The following is a 21858-nucleotide window of genomic DNA, read 5'->3' as shown; positions in this document are numbered from 1 at the left end:
GGTCAGGAGGGCGGGGCGGGCAGCAGGTCGGTGGGCAGCGCGACCGGGTACTCCACCCGGACCTGGTCGCCCTCGACCGTGACCGACGAGGCGGCGAAGCTGCCGCGCTGGGCCTCGATGCGGCCGGCGAGGACCTCGGGGTCGGCGACGTCGTCGAGGACCACGCTGCGCCGCGGCAGCTGGCCGTCCTCCCCGAAGACGACCGGGAGGTCGACGACGCTCAGCGACCGCTGACCGGCCGCGGCCGCCAGCAGCGACAGCACGCGCGAGTCGACCTGGCCGGTCCGCAGCAGGTCCGCCACGTCGTCGGTGAGGTCCAGCGCGGGGTTGCCGACCAGCTCGGTGCCCGCGGCCGCGCGTGCTCGCTGGTCACGGTCGGTCGCGGCGGCGAGCTCGTCGGCCCCCCGCGGGTCGACCCGGAAGACCTCGACGCTGCTCTCGCCGGAGCCGAACACGGCGGTGCGGGTGGCGTTCTCGAGTGCCTGGTCCACGGTCGGCGCCGACCCGGCCGAGCGGCGCAGTGCCTGGGTCACCAGCACGTAGTCGTAGTCCTGCCACCCGTTGGGGGCCAGCGAGACGACGTCGGAGTCGGTGTCGGCCTTGTAGTACCAGACGACGTTCTGCCGGGGCAGCCCGTCGCGCACCAGGTCGACCCAGACGGCGTCGTCGACCAGGATCCGCTCGCTGGGCCGCACGTTGTCGGTGACCCACGACTGCGCCTCGCGCATGGGGCGGTCGAGGTCGGCGAGGAAGAGCCCTCGCAGCTGCACGGCCCACAACGGCACGGCGACCGCGCCGGCGACGAGGGCGGCGGCGACGCCGAGCGCGGTGGTCGCACGACCGCCGCGACGCAGTGCGAGGTCGAGCACCGCAGCCACCAGCAGGGCGGCGAACGGGATCAGCACGATCACGTACATCACGGGCAGGTAGCCCGGCTTGAGCACGACGGCCGACAGCGCCAGGAAGGCGACGGCGAACGGGCGCAGCCGACGCGAGAAGAGGGTCCCGAGGGCGGCGAGCCCGGCGAGCACCGGCAGCACCGGGTCGAGGGTGAACCACACCGCGACGGCCTGGCCGGACTGGGTGGTGGTGTCGAGCACGCTGCCGCTCTCGGCGCGCGTGAGGAGCTGGAAGGTGACGCCCTCCCACAGCGACACCCGGTCGTCGCCGGGGAGGACCTCGCCCTTCACCAGCGCGAAGAGGGCGTACGACGCCAGCACCAGCGTCAGCAGCGAGGCGGCCACCGACAGCGTGTAGCGGCGGGTCTCGCGGTCGGCGCTGCGCCACACGACCCAGGCCAGGAAGGGCAGCGCCAGCAGGAAGGTCTCCTTGCTCAGCACGGCGACGCCGAAGCAGGCGGCGGCCCCCGCGAAGGCGAGCAGCTGCTTGCGCCGGCTCAGGGCCAGCACGAAGGCGGCCAGCAGCCACGGCAGTGCGACGTTGTCGAGGTAGACCGTGCGGGAGAACTGCACCGACAGCGGCGAGAGCGCGAAGACCAGCACGGCGACCGTGGCGGCCGCCCGCCCGAGGTCGAGCCGGCGGGCCAGCAGCCACAGCAGGCCGGCAGCCACCACGTGGTGGACGACCATGGCCTCGCGGCCGGCCATCACGGCCACGTCGTAGCGGTCGAAGGCGTCGGTGAGCCAGGTCCAGCCGGCGATCTGGATCCAGCCGAGCGGCGGGTGGTCGTACCAGTAGGTGTAGTGGGCGAGCTCGCCGAACCGTTCGACGGCGTACGCCTGCGCGGTGTAGGTGCCCTCGTCGTCGATGCGCTGGGGCGAGCCGAACATGCCGACGCGGCTGACGATCGCCGTGAGGACGAGCAGCGGCACGACGTGCAGCAGGCTGCGACGGTGCCGGCCCAGTGCCCCGCGGAGGCGCTGGCGCCGGGTCGGACGGACGACGGGGGTCTGCGGGTCGTGCCGGGTGATCGGGGCGGGCAGGGTGGCGGTCATCGGGTCACCTCCAGCTCGGGAGTCGGGTGCGGTGCGGCCTCGGTCGGCGTGACGTGGGCGCCGGTGTGCTCCGTCTTCTCCCACGACGAGTCGCCGGTGGCCTCGCGGTAGGCCGCCCTGATGGCCGCCGCGGCCAGGAAGACCTGGTAGGGGAAGGTCCCGAGCACGAGCCTGACGTGGTCGCGCAGCCGGATCCTCACGCCGTAGCTGCGGCCGAACTCACCGAGTCCGGCCGCCTCGACGACGATCGTGACCAACGTCGGCACGACCGGCAGGAAGGTGATCATGGCGACCACGACGGGCACCTCGGCGAAGAGCACGAGGAGCACGGCGACCGGGATCATCACCCCCGTGAAGGCCTGGAGGAACGGCATGGCCAGCGTGTAGCGGGCCAGCATGCGCTGCCGCCGGGTCGGCAGCTGCTTCCACGCGCCCTTGCGCAGCACCTGCAGGAACCCCTGGCTCCAGCGCGTGCGCTGCTTGAACAGGCTCGTCAGCGACCCGGGGGTCTCCTCGCGGGTGACGACCTCGGGGTCGTAGGCCACCGCCACCCGGGCGCCTGCCGTGGACAGCCGCACGCCGAGCTCGCAGTCCTCCGCCAGGCAGTCGCCGTCCCAGCCGCCGGCCTCGCGCAGCAGGTCGGTACGCACGAAGACCGTGTTGCCGCCGAGGGGGATGAAGCGCGCCTCGGCGTGGAAGTGCAGCCGGGAGCGGAACCAGAAGTAGTACTCCAGGCAGTTGCGCAGCGACCACCACGAGCTGCGCACGTTCATCAGCTGCACGCCGCCCTGCACGAGGTCGGCGCCGGTCTCGGTGAACCGGGAGTCGACCAGGCTGAGCAGGCGCGGGTGCACCTCGTCCTCGGCGTCGAAGACCCCGACGACGTCCTTGGTGGCGTGCGGGAGCGCGGTGTTCATGGCGCGCGGCTTGTTCTTCGGGACGCTGTGGTCGATGACCACCTTGACGATCCCGGGGTGACGCCGCTCGGCGTCGCGGGCCACGGCCTCCGTGCCGGGGTCGTCGTGACCGATGAGCACGAGGATCTCGAAGTCGGGGTGGTCGGACTCCACCAGGCGGTCGATGGTGTGGGCGAGCACGGCCTCCTCGTGCCGCGCAGGCAGCATCAGCGTGAAGGAGCGCTGCGGCGGGAGCGGCGTCGTCGCGAACCGGGTGGCCGCGAGCGACGAGGTGTCACGCCACGCGTGCAGCATCCACCACAGCGTCGTCAGCGCGACGACGGTGAGTGCTCCCGAGACCAGCAGGAGCAGCACCGTGCCGAGCACGCCGAGCCACGAGGTCGGGTCGGGCGTCGCGGTCGGCTGCTGGTCGGGCAGCGCGCGCTCCTGCGGGTCCGGCGCCGGCTGCTGCCCGGGGGGCAGCAGCTGCTCGCCGGTGTCGTCGCCCGGCGAGCCGGGGTCGACGGAGGCCGAGGCGGCGGCGACGTACGACGGGGCGTGAGTCGGGGCGGCCGCGGCGGGCGCCGACACGAGACCGACGAGCAGGCCGGTCAGGAGGAGGGCGGGCAGGGCGAGGAGAGGGCGCGCGACAGCGCGGTGCAGGTGCAGGTGCACGGAGGTGGCTCCAGGTGGACGGCAACCCCGGTGGGGGCCGTGGACGCGCGCCCGGGGTCTCGAGCGACGTGGGGACGGAGAGGGACGCGCCTCAGGCGGCGCGTCGGTGCTGGTCCTGCGCGGGCGGTGCGACGGAAGCAGGCGTGGTGCCGGTGCGGCCGGAGACCCGGTCGCGGATCCCCCAGGCGGTGACGCGCCACAGCGCCTCGCGCACGATCGAGCCGGTCATCTTGGAGACGCCGAGCTCGCGCTCGGTGAAGTCGATCGGGACCTCGCTGACCACCATGCCAGCGCGGACCACACGGCGGGCGAGGTCGACCTGGAAGCAGTAGCCGGTCGAGTCGACGTCGTCGAGGGCGAGCCGGCGCAGCGTGTCGGCCCGGAAGACGCGGAAGCCGCCGGTGGCGTCGCGCAGCGGCAGCCGAAGCGCCCGCCGGACGTACCAGTTGCCGCCGCGCGAGAGCACCTCGCGCCGCCGCGGCCAGTTCTCCACGCCGCCGCCGGGCACCCACCGCGAGCCGAGCACCAGGTCGGCGCCGGCGCCGAGGGCGGCGTACAGGCGAGGGAGCTGCTCGGGGCGGTGGGACCCGTCGGCGTCCATCTCCACGACCGTGTCGTAGTCGCGCTCGAGGGCCCAGCCGAAGGCGGCGAGGTACGCCGCGCCGAGGCCCTCCTTGCCGAAGCGGTGCAGCACGTGCACCCGGGGCGAGCGCATCGCCAGGGCGTCGGCCAGCTGCCCCGTGCCGTCGGGGGACGCGTCGTCGACGACGAGCACGTCGAGCCGGTCGTCGACGGCCAGGGTGCGCTCGACGATGATCGGCAGGTTCTCGAGCTCGTTGTAGGTGGGGATGACCACGAGGTTGCGTGCCGGGATCTCCGGCATGGCCTCGCTGGTCGGGGCGGGGAAGTTCGCGGGCATGTGTCGAGGTTCGCCGACACCGGGGTGGGCGGATGGGGTCGCGAGGCGGTGACACGATGCACACGCGAGGCGGGAACACGCACCCTGCAAGCCGTGGAGCAGCGCGGACACGTGTCCTACTCGTGGGTCGGGGTGTCGGAAAAAGATCCGTGCCGGTCCCGTCGTGTCGGATGGTGAGACCGATTCTGCCCACCACCCGGACTGCAGGCGCCGGCACGGGGTCCGGCGCGGCCAGGTGCGCGGGCGATGGCCCGATCTTGACGGCATCAACATGGTCTGCGACGGTGATGTGGACATCAACAACATGAGGAGTGTCGTGGATCGGAAGTACGCGACCCTGGTGACTGTCTGCCTGGCGGCACTGACGATCAACGCGAACACGACCATCGTGAACATCGCCCTGCCGACCCTGGCGGAGGAGCTCGACGCGGGGACGCGATCCCTGCTGTGGATCGTCGACGGCTACAACCTCGCCTTCGCCGCGCTGGTGCTGGCCATGGGCAGCCTCTCGGACCGCTTCGGGCGCCGGCCCGCCCTGATCCTCGGGCTGGTGGGGTTCGCGCTCACCAGCGCGGCGTCGGGCCTGGTCGACAGCAGCGACGCCCTGGTGGCGCTGCGGTTCACGACCGGGGTGACGGCCGCGATCATCTTCCCGACCACCTTGTCGATCATCGCCAATGTTTTTCCCGACCGACGCGATCGCGCCACGGCGCTGGGCGTGTGGGGAGCCTCCGTCGGGGTGGGCGTCGCGGTGGGGCCGGTCGCGGGCGGCTACCTGCTCGAGCACTTCTCGTGGCAGAGCATCTTCTGGGCCCAGGTGCCGCTCGCGCTGCTGACCGCCGCGATGGCAGCAGTGCTCGTCCCCGAGTCGCGCGACCCGAGCGTGCCGCGCATCGACAAGCCCGGCTTCGCCATCTCGGTCGCGGCACTGGGCCTGCTGACCTGGTCCATCATCGAGGGCCCCGAGCACGGCTGGAGCAGCGGGGAGTCCCTCACAGGCTTCGGGGCCGCGGCGGTCCTCCTCGTCGTGTTCGTGCTCGTCGAGCGGGCCGTCGAGCACCCCATGATCGACGTGACCCTCTTCCTCGACCGCCGGTTCAGCGCAGCCTGCGCCGCGGTGACGATCGCGTTCTTCGCGATGTTCGGCTTCATCTTCCTGGTCACTCAGTACTTCCAGTTCGTCCAGGCCTACTCCCCGCTCGGGACCGGTCTGCGGTTCCTTCCGGTGGCGGGCTCGATCGCCGCCGCGTCGATCGTGGGCGGTCTGCTCGCGCCGCGCCTGGGCACCAAGCTCGTGGTCACCCCGGGCCTCGTCGCCCTCGGGGCGGCGTTCCTGTGGATCTCGACGATGGACGCCGGCGCGCCGTACGGGAGCGTGATCGTTCCGCAGATGCTGCTGCTCGGCGTCGGCATCGGGCTCATCTCCACGCCGGCCACGGAGTCCATCCTCAGGGTGCTGCCGCCCTCGCGTGCCGGGGTGGGCTCGGCCGTCAACGACGCCACCCGAGAGCTCGGCGGCACCCTCGGCGTCGCGGTCGTCGGGTCGCTGTTCGCCTCGCAGTACGCCGACCGGCTGGTCTCCCTCGCCCGGGGTCGACTCCCGGAGGACCTCCTCGCCGAAGCCTCCGACTCGGTCGGCGTCGCGTTCCAGGTCGCCCAGCAGGCTCCGCCGTTCCGTGCGGCCCTCGACACGGCCTTCATGGACGGCATGGCCTTCGGCTGCACGGTCGTCGGCGTGCTGTGCCTCGTGGGGGCCGTCGGCGCCGCGATCGCGCTGCCGGGCGACCGCTACGACCCCTCCGGGCCTCCGGCCGACGACCCGGCGGAGAACGCGGGGGTCGAGACCTCGTTACGGTGACGGACATGGCGCGTTCCAGCTACCACCACGGCAACCTGCGGGCGGCGCTCGTGGACGAAGCCGTGCTGGTGGTGCGCGACCGTGGACCCGAGGACCTCTCCCTGCGCGAGCTCGCCCGTCGCATCGGTGTCTCCCACAACGCCGCCTACCGCCACTTCGCGCACCGCGACGACCTCGTCGCCGCGGTCGGCGACCACGCCATGTCCGAGCTCGATGCCGCGATGAGACGCGAGATCGGTGCTGTCGACGTCGACGACCCCGTCCTGGCCGCACGGTTGCGGCTCCTCGGTGTCGGTCGGGCGTACGTCACCTTCGCGCTCGCCGAGCCGGGCCTGTTCCGCGTCGCGTTCACCGCGCGCGCAGGTGACGGCTCGCGCCACGTCTCGACGGAGACGCCCTACCTCATGCTCGAGTCCGCGCTCGACGACCTCGTCGAGGTCGGCTACCTCGACCCCGCTGCGCGGCTCGGTGCCGAAGAGCTGTGCTGGTCGGCGATGCACGGCTTCGCCCTGCTCGTCATGGCCGACCACGTGCGCGTCGACGAGGTGGACGACCACCTCGCCCGGCTCCTGGTCGCGGTCGACCGCTCTCTCGGCGCCCCGGCCTCGCCCGCGCTGCCCCGTTGAGCCCTGCGGGCGGCAGCGGCAGCGCGGGCGCGGCGAGCGCCGAGGATCGTCAGTACGGCGGGCGCTGGTCGCGCTCGCGGTCGAACGGCTCCTCGACGGCACGGCGACGACGACGATGACGATCGCGACGACGATGCTGGGCAGGAAGGCGATGACCTGCGTCAGGAGGTCGCTGATGGGGCTGGGCCCGAACACGCCGAAGGCGAGCTGCAGCACGAAGAGCATCAGCGTGTAGTGCACGACCTTGGCGACGATGTAGCCGGCTTGCGGCGTGAGCGATGCCCGCGCCTCGGACGAGCGCGGCAGCAGGCTCACCGGGCAGGACACGAGCGCGTCTTCCTGGCGGGAGCATGTTGCCCCGACGTATCGGGCACAGGGTGAGCACGACGCCACCGTCAGACAAGAGGCGGTCGTCGAGGCGGTCGTGGTTCAACTCGCGTGCCGCGGTCGCCGCCTCGACCTGAGAGGGTCACTGCGACGCGCGACGACCCCGCTGGTCGCGCGGACCGGGCACCGGCGGCGTGCGCTCAGCCGTGACCGATCGGTCGAACCGCTTCTGTGCCTCGCGCTCGCGGTCGTGCCGCGTCACCAGCTCGCCGGCGATCGTGACGACCTTGCGGTTCTGGTGGCTGGAGAGCCGGGTCAGGAGCTGGAAGGCGTCGTGGCTCGACAGCTGGTGGTCGCGCATGACGAGGCCGACTGCCTGGCCGATCACCGTCCGGCTGTCGAGCGCGGTCTGCAGGTGCTCGAGCTGGACGGCCTGCGCCACGGCGACAGCGGAGTGCGCGGCCAGCGCGAGGGCGGTGTCGACCGCCTCGGTGTTGAAGGCCTCGGGTTCCTGCGCGTACAGCGTCAGAGCACCGAGGTGGTCGGAGTGGGTGAAGAGCCGCACGCACAGCAGGCTGCGCACACCGAGGTCGTCCACCATGCGCCGCGACCACGCGCGCCACCTGTCGTCATGGGCCAGGTCGCGGCTCGTGACGACGGCGTCGGCCCAGGCGGCGTCGTAGCAGGGCCCCTCGCCGCACTCGACCTGGAGCTCGTCGGCCCGGGTCGCGACGGGATCGGTGGCGGCGGCGGTGGTGGGTGGCTGCTGGCGGCGCGCGACGGAGATGCCCGCGGACGAGGCGGCGGGCACGAGCACCTGCGCACAGTCGACCACCCGGTCGATCGCCTCGCCCGAGGACGCGTCGTCCTGCAGGTCGCGGGCGAGGCTGGCGAGCAGCTCCTGCGGCTCGTCGTCGGGGTCCATCCGTGTGCTCCCGGGCTGGTGTCGTGCTGACGTTCCGAGGAGGAGCATAGGCACGGGCAGGGGCAGGCGAGCCGGGACAGCCGGGTGCTGGTCGACCTAGGCCGGGTCGGTGTCGGCCCTGGCCTGGGTGTCGCCGTCGTACGTCGTGCCCTCGCTGGAGTCCTTCAGCGACCGGGTGAGCGCCTCCCGGACCGGGACCCACCGGTGGTCGTCGGGCAGCAGCGGGCCGGGGTAGCGGTCGCGGTCGCAGACCATGTCCTTCTTGAGGCTCCGCATCAACGAGACGACCTCGGTGCGGTCGAGCCCGCTGATGGCGGCGCTCGCCCGGCTGGCGACGGCGACCGGCACGCCCGGGACGAGGACCCGGGTACGTCGCAGGCCGGCCACGTCGGCGTACGCGGCCAGGAGCGCGGGATAGCCCAGCACGTCGTCCCCGCCGACGTCGTACGACGCGTCCGCGGCCTCGCCGGCGAGGGCGTGGACGACCAGGGTCGCGACGTCGTCGATGGCGACGGGCTGGATGTCCCGGTCCATCCAGCGTGGGACGGGGGTGAGCCGGGGGATGCGGTCGCTGAGCCGTCGCAGCAGCTCGAAGGACGTGGAGCCCGCCCCGATGATCATCGAGGCCCGCAGCGTGATCGTCGGCACCGCGCCCTGGGTGAGCACCTGCTCGACCTCCGCCCGGGAGCGCAGGTGGTCGGACAGCGGACCTGGGGGGACGAGGCCCGACACGTAGACGATCCGCCCCACGCCGGCTCGGGCGCAGGCCCCGGCGATGCGTCGCGCGGCTTCGCGGTCCTTGCGGACGAAGTCGGCGGAGCCCATCGAGTGCACGAGGTAGACGACGGCGTCGATCCCCTGGACGGCCTGGTCGACCAGGCCGTCGTCCTCGACGTCGAACTTCCGGACTCGCACGTCGTCGGCCCAGGGGTAGCGGTCGACGCCCGCCTCGCTGCGCGAGGCCGCGACCACGTCGTGACCGGCTCGCACCAGGTGGGGCACCAGCCGCGAACCCACGTAGCCGGTCGCGCCCGTCACCAGGACCTTCACCTTCGACCTCGCCTCGTGTCGTCGTCTGGGGCGTCCGAGCGACGACCACGTCGCGCCGCTCGTGCCACCCAGTACCCGGTGGCCGCCCGGCGTCCCTGTGACCACGCGCACCGTGGTGGGCGCGAGGCGGCGCGGTGCCACGGCCGGCGGCTCAGGCGGCGGCTCAGGCGGCGGGGGCCTCGAGCTTCTCGCGCATCGTGCCGAGGATGCGTGACAGGAGCCGGGACACCTGCATCTGGGTCACGCCGATCTGCTCGGCGATCTCACGCTGGGTCAGGCCCTGGTAGTAGCGCAGCCCGATGATGCGCTGGTCGCGCTCGCCGAGGTCTCTGAGCAGGGGCTCGACCTCGACTCGTGCCTCGGCCGCGAGCAGGTCGCGGTCGTCGGAGCCGAGCAGCGAGCCCAGGGTGGAGGAGCCTTCGTCTGTGTCGGCGCCACCCGCGGGGGCGTCGAGGGAGCTCGGGGTGAAGCAGCCGTCGGCAGCGGAGGCCTCGAGCACGCCGTCGACCTCCTCGCCCAGGCGCTCGGCGACCTCCGTGACGGAGGGCTCGCGCTGGAGCTCGGTGACGAGCAGGGCGCGGGTCTTGTTGACCTTGGCCTGCATCTCCTGGACGCGCCGGGTGGGGCGCACCATCCAGCCGTGGTCACGGAAGTGCTTGCGCACCTCGCCCTGCATGGTCGGCACGGCGTAGGACAGGAAGCTGGAGCCCGCGCGGGACACGTCGTAGTTCTGCGCTGCTCGCGTCAGCGCGAGATAGGCCACCTGGCGCAGGTCGTCCTCGGCGATGCCGCGACGGGCGAATCGTCGAGCCACCCGGTCGGCGACCGGCATGTTCAGCTCGATGACCTCGGCGAGGGCGGCCTCGCGCTCGGCGGGGTCCATCCGGGGCAGGCCCTCGAAGACCTCGGCCGTGCGCAGTCTCCGGGCGTCCTCGCCGGGCGGAGAGACGGTGGTCGAGGTCGAGGGGGACGTCGTGTGTCGTGTCATCAGGATTGCCGCCTGGTCGGTTGCGAAGCAGGTCCCAGCCAGGGGGTTGCAGCGGGGATGACGCCTCGACCATAACAGTTGGGCGCGATCATGTGGGGCGCACTGCTTCACGCGGCCGACCGGGGTCAGCCGACGACGGCCAGTCCGAGCAGCGCGCGCAGCTCGTCGAGGGGCAGGTCGGCCCCGAACGCCGGCGTGCCGGGCTGCAGGCTGACCCCGTCGGCGAGACCGCCGACGGGCAGCGGGTCGAAGCCGAGGTCGTCGACGAGCCGCTGCACGACCGCGACCGCCTCGACGTCGTCGCCCGCGACCGCGATCGCCTTGCGGCCCACGGCCCCGGCGGGCCGCGCCTCGGCCTCGACGTCGTGGTAGCCCATGTGGTTGAAGGCCTTGACGACCCGGGCACCCGCGAGGTGCTCCTGCACCAGCAGGCTCGTGGAGCGGTCGGGGTCGGAGAGCTCCTCGCGTGCGCCGTCGACCTCCCACCAGTAGTTCATGGCGTCCACCACCACCGTGCCCTGCAGCTGCTCGGCCGGGAGCTCGCGGTGGCGGCCCAGGGGCAGTGCCAGCACCACCACGTCGGCCGAGGCGACCGCGTCGGCGACGGTCGCGACGCGCGCCCCGGGCACGAGCACCTCGACGGTCAGGGCGATGCGGGCGGGGTCGCCGGACGTCGCGACCACCACGTCGTAGCCGGCCGCCACGGCGAGGCGCGACAGCACGGTGCCGAGCTTGCCGGCCCCGAGGACCGCCAGGTGCGGAGCAGCGTCAGTCATGTCGGTCCCAACGGTGCGCAGGGCCGCTCGATTCCCCGCGGGCTCACGCCCCGTCTCGCACACTGTTCAAGGTCTGGTACGTCGACCACACTGGTCTGCGGCTGCTGGCCCGGAGCCCCGACGGCCGACCCGCCCCTCCCAGGAGAGCTGACATGACCCATCACGACGTGATCGTCGTCGGCGCCGGCGTCACCGGCCTGACGACCGCTCTCCGGCTGCACCAGGCGGGCCGCGACGTGCTCGTGCTCGAGGCCCGCGACCGGGTCGGCGGTCGGCTCGAGACGCAGGCCCACGGCCCGGCCGACGCCCGCTCCGACTTCGAGGTCGGCGGGCAGTGGGTCTCGCCCGACCAGACGGCGCTGCTCGGTCTGCTCGACGAGCTCGGCCTGGCGACGTACCCCCGGTGGCGCGAGGGCGACTCCGTCCTCGTCGACGCCGACGGCACCCGTCACCGCTTCGTCGACGACCTCCCGCTGCCGGACCCGACTGCCGGTGCCGTCACCGAGCTGGTCAAGGTCGTCGACGCGCTCGCGGCCGAGATCGACCCCGCCCGCCCGTGGGAGCACCCCGACGCCGAGGCCCTCGACGCGGTCTCCTTCCGGGCCTGGCTGGAGGCGCGGTCCGACGACCCCGCCGCCGTCACGGTGGTCGCGATGTTCGTCGGCCCGGCCATGCTCACCAAGCCGGCCCACGCCTTCTCCGCGCTGCAGGCGGGCCTGATGGCGGCCAGCGCCGGGTCCTTCAGCACCCTGGTCGACGCCGACGTCATCCTCGACCGCCGGGTCGCGGGCGGGCTGGCCTCGGTGCCGGCCGCCCTGGCCGAGCGGCTGGGCGACCGGGTGCGTGTCGGCGTCGACGTGACGAAGGTGGACTGGCACGACGAGGAGGCGGTCGTGCACGCCGACGGCGAGCGGCTGCGCGCCCGCCACGTCGTGCTGGCGGTGCCGCCGACCCACGTCGCCCGGGTCCGGTTCGACCCGGCCCTGCCCGCCGAGCACCGCGCCGCCCGCCAGCACCAGTCCTTCGGCTCGGTGCTGAAGGTGCAGGCCGAGTACGCCGCCCCCTTCTGGCGCGCCGACGGCCTCAGCGGCACCGGCTTCGGTCCCCACGAGCTGGTCCACGAGGTCTACGACAACACCCCCGACGTCGCCGAGCGCGGCGTCCTGGTCGGCTTCGTCTCCGACCTGCGGGCCGACGCCGCGCTGCGCTGGTCGCCCGAGGAGCGTCGTGAGCAGGTGCTGCGCTCGTTCGCGGCGTACGTCGGCGACGCCGCGCTCGCCCCGCTGACCTACGTCGAGAGCGACTGGCACGACCAGGAGCTGACCGGCGGGGCTTACGGCACCAGCTTCGACCTCGGCGGTCTCTCGCGCTGGGGTGCCGTGCTCCGGCAGCCGGTCGGGCCGCTGCGCTTCGGCAGCAGCGACGTCGCCGGGCTGGGCTTCCAGCACGTCGACGGCGCCGTGCGCGTGGGCGAGGAGCTGGCCGCCGAGCTGCTCGGGGGCTGAGGCGCCGGCGGTCCTTGCGCGACCGCCCCACCCGTGCGACCGTTGTTCCCGACCGATCGGTCGGTAATCGCGGGAGGCGACATGACGGTGTCCGGGGCCAGCACCGACGAGCTCGAGCGGCGCTTCGACGAGGTCGTCGCGCGCCACGACCGGATCGAGCCGCGCGACTGGATGCCGGAGAAGTACCGCGCGACCGTCGTGCGCCAGGTCGCCCAGCACGCGCACTCGGAGATCATCGGCATGCAGCCCGAGGGCAGCTGGATCGGCCGGGCGCCCTCCCTGCGCCGCAAGGCGACGCTGCTGGCCAAGGTGCAGGACGAGGCGGGCCACGGTCTCTACCTGTACTCGGCCTGCGAGACGCTCGGCGTCTCGCGCACCGAGCTGACCGAGAAGCTGCTCTCGGGGCAGCAGAAGTACTCCTCGATCTTCAACTACCCGACGCTGTCGTACGCCGACGTGGGCACGATCGGCTGGCTCGTCGACGGTGCCGCGATCTGCAACCAGGTGCCGCTGTGCCGCACGTCGTACGGCCCCTACGGCCGCGCGATGATCCGGGTCTGCAAGGAGGAGTCCTTCCACCAGCGGCAGGGCTACGAGCTGTTGATGACGATGATGTCGGGCACCGACGAGCAGCGCGCCATGGTGCAGGAGTCGGTCGACCGGTTCTGGTGGCCGGCGCTGATGATGTTCGGCCCGCCCGACGCCGACTCGCCCAACACGGCGCAGTCGATGGCGTGGGGCATCAAGCGCGACACCAACGACGACCTGCGCCAGAAGTTCGTCGACATGTCGGTGCCGCAGGCCGAGCGCCTCGGCGTGACCCTGCCCGACCCCGAGCTGCGGTGGAACGCCGAGCGCGGCCACCACGACTTCGGCCAGCCCGACTGGGAGGAGTTCGCCCGGGTCGTGCGGGGCGAGGGGCCGTGCAACGCCCAGCGCCTGGCGCACCGCCGGGCCGCCTGGGACGACGGCGCCTGGGTCCGCGAGGCGGCGGTCGCGGCGGCCGCGAAGCAGGGGGCCGCGAAGCAGGGGGCCGCGAAGCAGGAGGCCGGGCGGTGAGCGAGGAGGTTCGCGGCGAGTGGCCGCTCTACGAGGTCTTCGTGCGCGGCAAGCGCGGGCTCAACCACGTGCACGTCGGGTCGCTGCACGCCGCCGACGACCGGTCGGCCGTGCGCAACGCCCGCGACGTCTACACCCGGCGCAACGAGGGCGTCTCGATCTGGGTGGTGCGTGCCGACGCGATCACGGCGTCCAGCCCCGACGAGAAGGACCCGCTCTTCGCTCCCTCGGGCGACAAGGTCTACCGCCACCCCACCTTCTACGACGTCCCCGCCGACGTCCCGCACATGTGAGGGGCGACGACGTGGCACACGACTCGGTCTACGACGGCCTCCTCGGTGGCGACGACTCGCAGTGGGCGTTCGGCACCTCCTTCGAGGACCCCCTCGCCGGCGTCGACACCACCGTGCCCGACGGTGTCGACCACGCCGCGCTGGCGGCGTACTGCCTGATGCTCGGCGACGACGCGCTCGTCGCCTCGCACCGGCTCTCCGAGTGGTGCAGCCGCGCGCCCGACCTGGAGGACGACATCGCGCTGGCCAACATCGCGCTCGACCTGCTCGGCCAGGCGCGGCTGCTGCTGGCCCGGGCGGCGGCGGCCGATCCGCGGGTGGTGCCGGTGCTGCCGGAGGGCTCGCCGGTGCCGCCGGAGGACGCCCTGGCGTTCTTTCGCTCGCAGGGCGACTTCCGCAACGTGCGGCTGGTCGAGCAGCCCAACGGCGACTTCGCGGTCACCGTGTCGCGGCTGCTGCTGCTCTCGACGTGGCGCCTGGCCCTGGCGCAGCGGCTGGTCGGCAGCCGCGACCCCGTGGTGGCGGCGATCGCGGACAAGGCGGTCAAGGAGCTCGCCTACCACCGCGACTACGCGGCCCGGTGGGTGGTGACGCTGGCCCAGGGCACCGAGGAGTCGCGCCGTCGCCTGGTCGCCGGCCTGGCGACCGTCTGGCCGCTGCGCTGGGAGCTCGACCTCGACCACCCGACCGAGACCGTGCTCGCTGCCGACGGCGTCGCGGCGCTGCCCAGCGAGGTCGCGGCCGAGGTCGACGTGCTCCTCGACCAGGTCCTCGGCGTCGCCGAGGTCGACCGTCCCGAGGTCAGGGTCGTCGGGTCGCACGGCGGCCTGACGGGCCGCGACGGCCGGCACACCGAGCACCTCGGCCGGATGCTGGCCGAGATGCAGGTGGTCGCCCGCGAGCACCCCCTGGGTCGCTGGTGAGCCGGCTGGCGCGGGCCCGCGAGGTCGCCGCCGGCGTGCGCGACCCCGAGATGCCGATGCTCACGCTGCTCGACCTCGGCGTGCTGCGCTCCGTCGAGCCGGCTGACGACGGGCGCGTGCGGGTGACGATCACCCCGACCTACTCCGGCTGCCCCGCGATGGCGACGATGCGCGACGACCTGGTGCACGCCCTGGCCGACGAGGGGGTCGACGCCGACGTCGTCGTCAGCCTTCGGCCGGCATGGTCGTCGGACTGGATCAGCGACGCAGGCCGGAGGGCCCTGCAGGAGCACGGGATCTCGCCCCCGGGGGCCGCGCCGGCCGACGGCCCCGTGCCGCTGCGGCTGCTGCCGCGCCGCCGGTCGCTGCGCTGCCCGAGGTGCGGCTCCGGGCAGACCGAGCTGACCTCCGAGTTCGGCGCGACCGCCTGCAAGGCGCTCTACCGGTGCGCCGAGTGCCTGGAGCCCTTCGAGCACGTGAAGGAGATCTGAGGTGACCACGACCGCCGTCCCGTCCCGCACGGCGTTCCACCCCCTGCGCGTCGCGCGGGTCGACCGGCTGTGCGACGACGCGGCCGCCGTCACCTTCGAGGTGCCCGACCACCTGCGCGAGGCGTTCGACTTCGCTGCGGGCCAGACGCTGACGCTGCAACGCGACGTCCACGGTCGGGAGGAGCGGCGGTCCTACTCGATCTGCTCCCCCGCCGGGGCCCCGCCGCGCATCGGCGTGCGCGAGATCCCCGACGGCCTGTTCTCGTCCTGGCTGGTGCGCGAGGTCCGGCCCGGGGACACCGTCGAGGTGCAGCCTCCGTCGGGCAGCTTCAGGGCCGACCCCGCGACCGGTGGTCGCCACCTGTGCGTCGCCGCCGGCTCCGGCATCACCCCGATGCTGTCGATCGCCGCGACCGTGCTGCAGCACCCCGAGGCCAGGGTGACCCTGCTCTACGGCAACCGGTCGACGGACTCGGTGATGTTCGCCGAGGAGCTCGCCGACCTGAAGGACCGCTTCCCCTCCCGCTTCGAGCTCGTCCACGTGCTCTCGCGCGAGCCGCGCGCGGTCGACCTCTTCTCGGGCCGCATCGACTCCGACCGCCTGCGCCGGCTGCTGGGGGCGCTCGTGCCGGTCCACGCGCTCGACCACGTCTGGCTGTGCGGTCCCTTCGGGCTGGTCACCGAGGCGCGCGAGGTGCTCCACGAGGCGGGTGTCGACCGAAGCCGCGTCCACGCCGAGCTCTTCTTCGTCGACGAGCCGCCGCCGGAGCTCGATCGTCCGGCGCCGGGCCCCGGTGCCGGCGACGACAGCGTGCAGGTCACCGTCAGCCTCGACGGGCGCACGACGACGTCGCCCGTGCCTCGCACCACGACCCTGCTCGACGGCGCGGCCGCCACCCGCAGCGACCTCCCCTTCGCCTGCAAGGGCGGGGTGTGCGGGACCTGCCGGGCCCACGTCACCTCGGGCGAGGTCGACATGCGCCGCAACTACGCCCTCGACGACGACGAGGTCGCGCGCGGCTTCGTGCTGACCTGCCAGACCGTCCCCGTCAGCGACCGGGTCACCGTCGACTTCGATGCCTGACCCCGCTCAGCGCGGGGCCAGGCCCTCGAAGGTCAGTCGCACGACGGCCGTCGCGAGGTCGTCGGGCGACACGGCGCCCCCGGGCCGGTACCACTCGACCAGGGAGTTGACGGTGCCGAAGACCAGCCGGCTCACCAGCTCCGGCTCGACGTCGTCGCGGATGTCGCCGTCGGCCGCGGCCTCGCGGACCAGCTGCGCCAGCCGCTCGTCGATGTCGCGCCGCCGTCGCAACGCCTGCTGCTCCACCTCGCTGTTGCCCCGCACCCGCAGCAGCAGCGTGACGGCGGGCAGGTGCGCGGCCAGGATGCGCACCGACTCGGCGACGGTGGCCCGCAGCCGCTCGTACGCCGTGCCGGTCGACGCGGAGCCGGCGGCGTCGGTCGCTGCGGACAGGCCCGTCAGCGCCTCGTCGAGCGCCGCGGCCAGCAGGTCCTCCTTGCTGGCGACGTGGTGGAAGATCGCCGACTTCGACAGGCCCAGGTCTCGCGCGAGGTCGGCGACGCTCGTCGCGTCGTAGCCGCGCTCGTTGAACAGCTCGATGGCCCGGCGCAGCACGGTCTGCTGGTCGTAGCCGGGCCGCCCGCGGCGGGCGCCGGGGGAGGACGGGCTCACCGCGCCACCCTCCCACGGCAGTGCCCCGGCAGCGCCCGACCGGGCGTGGCGCTCAGAGCACCTGCTGGCCGTACATCTCGCCGAGCGGGTCGGCGATCAGCTCGATCCGGGCACCGTCGGGGTCGCGGAAGTAGACCGAGACCCCGCTGTGCACCTCGTGCTCCACGCCGGCGGCGGCGAGCCGGGCGACCAGGTCGTCCCAGCCGGCGGGGTCGACGGAGATGGCGCAGTGGTGGAGCCCACCGAGCACCTCGGCGTACGGGCCCAGGTCGAGCCCGGGGAAGTCGAAGAACGCGAGCAGGTTGCCGTGGCCGATGTCGAAGAAGAAGTGGGAGGAGCCGGGGTAGTCGCGGTTCTCGACCAGCTCGGTCAGCGGGAAGCCCAGCACGCTCTGGTAGAACCCGATGGTCCGCTCGACGTCGCTGCTGACCAGCGCGGTGTGGTGCATCCCGCGGGCCGTGGACGCGGGGCGTCGGTCGCGCGGTTGCAGGTGACGCCGCCGGATCTCCTCGCGGCGCGTGGCCTGCTCGGCGTGGACGTCGGGGACGTCGGGGGCGTCGGTCATGGTTCCTCCGCGGTCGGTGGGCGGTGCTGGGGTGGGCTCAGGCCGCGATGCCGGCGTGCATCTCCCAGACGAGGATCTCGGCGGGCTCGGTGGCGGTGACGCGCTGGCCGCCGGTGGCGGTGAAGCGCACGGCGTCGCCGGTCGCGAGGGGCCCGGCGCCCTCCAGGGCGACCGCGCCGACCGGCACGAACAGGTGCAGGTACGGCGCCTCGGGCAGCTGCACCGACTGGCCCGGTCGGAGCCGGGCGGCGTGCAGGGCGGCGTACCGGTTGTGGATGCGGATGGCGGTGTCGTCGGCGTGGTGGGCCATGCCGGAGGCGACCGGGTGGAGCCGACCGTCGAGCAGGTCGTGGGGCAGCTCGAGCTGCTCGTAGCCCGGCGTCACGCTGCGCTCGTCGGGCACGACCCACATCTGCACGAAGTGCACGGGGTCCTGCGGGGCGCCGGCGTGGGTGTCGGCGTGGGTGCGCCAGGAGTCGTTCTTCTCGGAGTGCAGGATGCCGGTGCCGGCGCTCATCCGCTGGGCGAGGCCGGGGTAGATCACGCCGTTGTGCCCGGTGGAGTCCTGGTGCACCAGCGAACCCCGCAGCACCCACGTCACGATCTCCATGTCGCGGTGCGGGTGGGTGTCGAAGCCCGTGCCGGGGTCGACGGCGTCGTCGTTGTTGACCAGCAGCAGCCCGTGGTGGGTGTTGCGGTGGTCGTGGTGGTGGCCGAAGGAGAACGAGTGCTTCGAGTCCAGCCACCCGACGTCCGTCCGGTAGCGGTCCTCGGCTCGCCGGACGTCGACCTCGGGGGTGATCTGCACGGTGCTCATGGCGCTCCCTGGCACGCGTAGTTGAGAGTTCATCTACATGATGGCACGGACCTCCCCGTTGCTCAACCGGTTCTGGGCCCGGTTCTGCCCGCGGGGTAGCGTGGACGCTTTCCACCTGCTGCCCCGGGGGCTCGCGCCGAGTCCCGTCCACCACCCGGGGCCGTCCTCGATCTCGGACCGGACGGGAGCGGGGGACCCGACGCACCACGACAGCCCTCGGGTTGTCTCGGGGTGAAGCGCGCACGCCGCGCCGGGCACGCACGACCTCTCTGCCCGAACCCGACAGCTGACCTCGCAGGCGCCGGAGAGGGACACACCCATGCGACACCACGCACCTGCACGCCTCCGCCGGGCTCTCGGGACCCTGGTCGCCTCCGCGGCCGTCGTCGCCGCGCCCGCGCTCGTCGCGTCGCCGGCCGAGGCCGCCTCGGGCGACACCTGGGACCGGCTGGCCCAGTGCGAGTCGAGCGGCAACTGGCGGATCAACACCGGCAACGGCTACTACGGCGGCCTGCAGTTCCACCAGCCCACGTGGGTCGGGTACGGCGGCAAGCAGTACGCGCCGCGCGCCGACCTGGCCACGCGCGCCCAGCAGATCGCCGTCGCCGAGCGCGTGCTCGACGGCCAGGGCTGGGGCGCCTGGCCGGCCTGCTCGGCGAGGCTCGGCCTCGGGCAGTCCGACGCCGCCGGGTCGCCCGGGCAGGCGCGCGAGAGCCGTCCGTCGCGGTCCGGCGCCGAGCGGTCGGCGCCGGCGTCGGCGTCGGGGGGCAGCTACGTCGTCCGCAGCGGCGACACCCTGGCGCGCATCGCCGGCAGCCAGGGGGTCGACGGAGGCTGGCTAGCCCTGTTCGCCGCCAACCGCGGCACCCTGGTCGACCCCGACGTCATCCAGGTGGGTCAGCGCCTGCGGCTGCCCTGAGCACGGGCGTGACCGGACCTCGCAGACCTAGGGAGAGGTCCGGTCACGCCGGCCCGCTCGGGGCGGTGGCGTCGGTGCCCCACTGGCACGATGGGGAGGTGACGAGCCTCCCGTCTGACCTCCTCGACCTGCTGCGCGGTCGCGCGCGCTGCTTCCTCACCACACTGATGCCCGACGGCTCGCCGCAGGTGACGGAGACCTGGTGCGACACCGACGGCGAGCACGTGGTCGTCAACACCGTGACCACGCACCAGAAGGCGCGCAACGTCGCCCGCGACCCGCGCGTGGCCGTCGCGCTCGCCGACCCCGATGCGCCGGGCCGGTACTGGGCCGTGCGCGGCCGTGTGGTCGCGACGACGACCGAGGGGGCCGCCGAGCACATCGACGCGTTGTCGCAGCGCTACCTCGGTCGGCCCTATCCCGGCTTCGGCGGCGGCGCCGGCGAGCGCCTGGTGCTCACCATCGCCGCCGACTCGGTCCACGCGCCCTGGGGCTGAGCGTCAGGTCGGTCCGCGGCCCACGTGACGTTGGTGCAGCGCGGCGTCCCGGGAGACGGCCACCTCGACCTGCTGCTCGATCGGTGCGCGGGCGTCATCTGATGCGGGAGCGGAGCTGAGACGGCTCGACGCGCTGGGTGGGCACCGGGACGCCCGGCTCGTCTGCGCCTGGTCGGCCGGGCTCAGGCCCCGGTCGGGGTGAGGCGCAGCAGGCGGCCGGAGCCGGCGTCCTCGAGCAGCCAGACCGAGCCGTCAGGGCTCTGCTCGACGGCCCGGACGCGCTCGCCCATCGGCCAGGCCTCGATCTCGCCCGCCCGGTCGCCGTCGAGGTCGACGCGCACCAGCGCCTCGCCCGACAGCGCGCCCAGGAAGGCGTCGCCCTGCCACTCGGGGAACGCGTCGCCGTCGTAGATCATGAGGCTGCCGGGGGAGATGCTCGGGTCCCACCAGGCCACGGGGGCGACGAAGCCGTCGCCGTCGGCGTGGTCGGGGATGTCGCTGCCGCCGTAGTTGCTGCCGTTGGAGGCCTCGGGCCAGCCGTAGTTGCTGCCGGCCTCGACGAGGTTGAGCTCGTCGCCGCCCTCGGGCCCCATCTCGGAGACCCAGAGGTTGCCGTCGGGGGCGAGCTCGAGGCCCAGGGCGTTGCGGTGGCCCCAGCTCCACAGCTCGGCCGAGACGCCCCCCTCGTCCTCGAGCGGGTTGCCCGGCGCCGGGTCGCCGTCGAGGGTGAGCCGCACGACGCTGCCGAGGTTGTTGCTCGTGTCCTGGGCGGGCGTGAACTTCTGCCGGTCGCCGGAGCTGACGTACAGGTGCTCGCCCTCCGGGTCGAGCGCGAGCCGGTGCGAGAAGTGCCCGTTGCCCTCGACCTTCGGCGACTGCTCCCAGACCGTCTCGAGCCCCTCGAGGCGGGGCTCGCCGTCGGTGACGAGCCGGGCCCGGCCGACGACCGCACCGGAGGTGCCGTCGTCGCCCGCCTCGACCCAGCTGAGGTAGACGGTGCCGTCGTCGGCGTACGACGGGCCCGGCAGCACGTCGCCGAGCCCGCCCTGCCCCTCGGCCACGACCTCGGGCGTGCCGACCACCTCGACCCGGTCGCCGGTCTCCTGGTCGCGCAGGTGGAGCGTGCCGCTGCGCTCGGTCACGAGCAGGTCGCCCGAGCCGGGCAGGAACGCCATCGCCCACGGCTCCGCGAGCTCGTCGACCTCCTCGACCTCGAAAGGCCGCTCGCCCTCGGACGCCTCGTCCTGGGCTCCGGCCGCGGTGCGGCCGCCGCCGAGCGCGTCGCCGTCACCCCCCGCCTCCGACCCGCACCCGGCGAAGACCACGGCACCCGCAGCGAGCGACGCGAGAAGGGCGGACCGGCGGCGACGTCGTGGCTTCACCCCTCCACCCTCCCCGCCCGCACAACCCGCCGGCCCTCCCTGGGGAGGTCGCACGCGCCGCCTTGCTCCCTGGGAGGTCGCGCAGCGACCGTCTCGAAGGGCCTCGCCAGCCGTCTCGCCGGGTCTCGAGGCTCGTCGCTTGCGCTCCTCGCACCTCGACCACCAGAGGAGTTGCTGGGCGAGGAGCCTCGAGACCCCGGACGCCCTCCTTGCTCCCTGAGGAGGTCGCGCAGCGACCGTCTCGAAGGGCCGCGCCAGTCGTCTCGCCGGGTTTCGAGGCTCGTCGCTGGCGCTCCTCGCACCTCGACCACCAGAGGACTTGCTGGTCGAGGTGCGACGAGCCCCTGGGCGAGGAGCCTCGAGACCCCGCAACCCGCATGCGACCCTGTGCACAACCTGAATTTTGTCGGCGGTGATAGCTAGAATCGAACATATGATCGACACCCTCACCGACGCCGCCACCACCCTGGTGACGCGCCTCGGCACCGAGGACGTCGACCACCTCCCACCCGAGGCACTTGTCGACCTGCTCGCCGCCTGCGAACGCCTCAAGGGCGCAGCCGCAGCCTGCCAGGCCAGGGCGACAATCGCGTTCGCCGACCACGAACGCGCAGCCGGCCGGGGTGACGGGGTCGCCGCGCAGGTGGGGCTCGCCACGAGACAGTCGCCGTTCAAGGCACGCCGGTTCGTGGGGTTCGCCCACGCGCTGGCCGAGC

At 73.5% G+C, this 21858-nt stretch carries 22 protein-coding genes, 1 pseudogene and 1 riboswitch; of the genes and pseudogenes, 11 read left to right on the top strand and 12 right to left on the bottom strand.

Features of this window, described 5'->3' with window-relative positions:
- Window positions 1–2 precede the first annotated feature (2 nt).
- From ACYU8I_RS00115 to ACYU8I_RS00105, 3 genes are all read right to left on the bottom strand, one after another.
- Complete coding sequence (locus tag ACYU8I_RS00115; RefSeq protein WP_460836227.1) at window positions 3–1955, bottom strand: ArnT family glycosyltransferase; 1953 nt, start codon at window positions 1953–1955, stop codon at window positions 3–5.
- Window positions 1952–3526 carry a glycosyltransferase family 2 protein gene (locus ACYU8I_RS00110; RefSeq protein WP_460836225.1) on the bottom strand — a complete coding sequence of 525 codons (1575 nt, stop codon included), beginning with the start codon at window positions 3524–3526 and terminating at the stop codon, window positions 1952–1954. Before ACYU8I_RS00110 ends, ACYU8I_RS00115 begins: the two co-directional genes overlap by 4 nt.
- A gap of 91 nt (window positions 3527–3617) precedes the next feature.
- Window positions 3618–4445, bottom strand: coding sequence for a polyprenol monophosphomannose synthase (locus ACYU8I_RS00105; protein WP_460836224.1), 828 nt, complete (start codon window positions 4443–4445; stop codon window positions 3618–3620).
- Between the two features lie 316 nt (window positions 4446–4761).
- Between ACYU8I_RS00105 and ACYU8I_RS00100 the strand changes: the two genes are divergently transcribed.
- Together ACYU8I_RS00100 and ACYU8I_RS00095 are read left to right on the top strand one after the other, a co-directional pair.
- Window positions 4762–6303: an MFS transporter gene (locus ACYU8I_RS00100; protein WP_460836223.1), complete on the top strand. Its 1542-nt coding sequence runs from the start codon at window positions 4762–4764 to the stop codon at window positions 6301–6303.
- A 5-nt stretch (window positions 6304–6308) separates the two neighbouring features.
- The gene (locus ACYU8I_RS00095) at window positions 6309–6929 is read left to right on the top strand and encodes a TetR/AcrR family transcriptional regulator (RefSeq protein WP_460836222.1); all 621 of its coding nucleotides are present in this window, start codon (window positions 6309–6311) and stop codon (window positions 6927–6929) included.
- A gap of 114 nt (window positions 6930–7043) precedes the next feature.
- Here the strand turns inward: ACYU8I_RS00095 and ACYU8I_RS00090 are convergent.
- From ACYU8I_RS00090 to ACYU8I_RS00070, 5 genes and pseudogenes are all read right to left on the bottom strand, one after another.
- Window positions 7044–7154: pseudogene (locus ACYU8I_RS00090) on the bottom strand (mechanosensitive ion channel family protein); the annotation flags it as partial.
- 244 nt (window positions 7155–7398) lie between these two features.
- On the bottom strand, window positions 7399–8181 hold the full coding sequence (locus tag ACYU8I_RS00085; RefSeq protein ID WP_460836220.1) for a GAF and ANTAR domain-containing protein: 783 nt from the start codon (window positions 8179–8181) through the stop codon (window positions 7399–7401).
- A 96-nt stretch (window positions 8182–8277) separates the two neighbouring features.
- On the bottom strand, window positions 8278–9231 hold the full coding sequence (locus tag ACYU8I_RS00080; protein ID WP_460836219.1) for an NAD(P)H-binding protein: 954 nt from the start codon (window positions 9229–9231) through the stop codon (window positions 8278–8280).
- A 163-nt stretch (window positions 9232–9394) separates the two neighbouring features.
- The gene (locus tag ACYU8I_RS00075; protein ID WP_460836218.1) at window positions 9395–10219 is read right to left on the bottom strand and encodes a sigma-70 family RNA polymerase sigma factor; all 825 of its coding nucleotides are present in this window, start codon (window positions 10217–10219) and stop codon (window positions 9395–9397) included.
- Between the two features lie 125 nt (window positions 10220–10344).
- Entirely contained in the window at window positions 10345–10995 is a 651-nt protein-coding gene (locus tag ACYU8I_RS00070) for an NADPH-dependent F420 reductase (protein WP_460836217.1), read from the bottom strand.
- Window positions 10996–11147: 152 nt separating this feature from the next.
- Here ACYU8I_RS00070 and ACYU8I_RS00065 point away from each other — a divergent pair, with 152 nt between their 5' ends.
- The 6 genes from ACYU8I_RS00065 to paaE all read left to right on the top strand — a co-directional run bounded on the left by ACYU8I_RS00065 (window position 11148) and on the right by paaE (window position 16350).
- On the top strand, window positions 11148–12500 hold the full coding sequence (locus ACYU8I_RS00065) for a flavin monoamine oxidase family protein (protein WP_460836216.1): 1353 nt from the start codon (window positions 11148–11150) through the stop codon (window positions 12498–12500).
- 81 nt (window positions 12501–12581) lie between these two features.
- Complete coding sequence (paaA, locus tag ACYU8I_RS00060; RefSeq protein WP_460836215.1) at window positions 12582–13559, top strand: 1,2-phenylacetyl-CoA epoxidase subunit PaaA; 978 nt, start codon at window positions 12582–12584, stop codon at window positions 13557–13559.
- Complete coding sequence (gene paaB, locus ACYU8I_RS00055; RefSeq protein WP_460836214.1) at window positions 13556–13852, top strand: 1,2-phenylacetyl-CoA epoxidase subunit PaaB; 297 nt, start codon at window positions 13556–13558, stop codon at window positions 13850–13852. Before paaA ends, paaB begins: the two co-directional genes overlap by 4 nt.
- A gap of 11 nt (window positions 13853–13863) precedes the next feature.
- Window positions 13864–14775, top strand: a complete 912-nt coding sequence (gene paaC, locus ACYU8I_RS00050; protein WP_460836213.1) for a 1,2-phenylacetyl-CoA epoxidase subunit PaaC — start codon at window positions 13864–13866, stop codon at window positions 14773–14775.
- Window positions 14772–15266 carry a 1,2-phenylacetyl-CoA epoxidase subunit PaaD gene (paaD, locus tag ACYU8I_RS00045; protein ID WP_460836211.1) on the top strand — a complete coding sequence of 165 codons (495 nt, stop codon included), beginning with the start codon at window positions 14772–14774 and terminating at the stop codon, window positions 15264–15266. Before paaC ends, paaD begins: the two co-directional genes overlap by 4 nt.
- 1 nt (window position 15267) lies before the next feature.
- Entirely contained in the window at window positions 15268–16350 is a 1083-nt protein-coding gene (paaE, locus tag ACYU8I_RS00040; RefSeq protein WP_460836208.1) for a 1,2-phenylacetyl-CoA epoxidase subunit PaaE, read from the top strand.
- A gap of 6 nt (window positions 16351–16356) precedes the next feature.
- Here paaE and ACYU8I_RS00035 read toward each other — a convergent pair whose 3' ends face one another.
- Genes ACYU8I_RS00035 through ACYU8I_RS00025 form a run of 3 tightly spaced genes read right to left on the bottom strand, consistent with a single transcriptional unit; the run spans window position 16357 to window position 18344 of the window.
- Window positions 16357–16962 carry a TetR/AcrR family transcriptional regulator gene (locus tag ACYU8I_RS00035; RefSeq protein WP_460836207.1) on the bottom strand — a complete coding sequence of 202 codons (606 nt, stop codon included), beginning with the start codon at window positions 16960–16962 and terminating at the stop codon, window positions 16357–16359.
- Window positions 16963–17014: 52 nt separating this feature from the next.
- Window positions 17015–17527, bottom strand: a complete 513-nt coding sequence (locus ACYU8I_RS00030; RefSeq protein WP_460836206.1) for a VOC family protein — start codon at window positions 17525–17527, stop codon at window positions 17015–17017.
- A gap of 37 nt (window positions 17528–17564) precedes the next feature.
- Window positions 17565–18344 (bottom strand): pirin family protein, encoded by a 780-nt coding sequence (locus tag ACYU8I_RS00025; protein ID WP_460836204.1) that lies wholly within the window; start codon window positions 18342–18344, stop codon window positions 17565–17567.
- A gap of 163 nt (window positions 18345–18507) precedes the next feature.
- A riboswitch (cyclic di-AMP (ydaO/yuaA leader) is annotated at window positions 18508–18660 on the top strand.
- Between the two features lie 3 nt (window positions 18661–18663).
- Between ACYU8I_RS00025 and ACYU8I_RS00020 the strand changes: the two genes are divergently transcribed.
- Window positions 18664–19263, top strand: a complete 600-nt coding sequence (locus ACYU8I_RS00020) for a transglycosylase family protein (RefSeq protein WP_460836203.1) — start codon at window positions 18664–18666, stop codon at window positions 19261–19263.
- A gap of 98 nt (window positions 19264–19361) precedes the next feature.
- Window positions 19362–19760 (top strand): PPOX class F420-dependent oxidoreductase, encoded by a 399-nt coding sequence (locus tag ACYU8I_RS00015; RefSeq protein WP_460836202.1) that lies wholly within the window; start codon window positions 19362–19364, stop codon window positions 19758–19760.
- Window positions 19761–19942: 182 nt separating this feature from the next.
- Here the strand turns inward: ACYU8I_RS00015 and ACYU8I_RS00010 are convergent, their stop codons facing one another.
- Window positions 19943–21142, bottom strand: a complete 1200-nt coding sequence (locus ACYU8I_RS00010) for a PQQ-dependent sugar dehydrogenase (protein ID WP_460836200.1) — start codon at window positions 21140–21142, stop codon at window positions 19943–19945.
- A gap of 433 nt (window positions 21143–21575) precedes the next feature.
- On the opposite strand from ACYU8I_RS00010, the gene ACYU8I_RS00005 reads away from it, so the two are divergent.
- Window positions 21576–21858: hypothetical protein (locus tag ACYU8I_RS00005; protein WP_460836199.1), on the top strand; the 283-nt coding region annotated here is incomplete at its 3' end.

It is taken from the genome of Nocardioides marmoraquaticus (assembly GCF_054777915.1).
The sequence above is the reverse complement of the archived record's forward strand: the minus strand, read 5'-3'. Positions and strand labels throughout refer to the sequence as shown.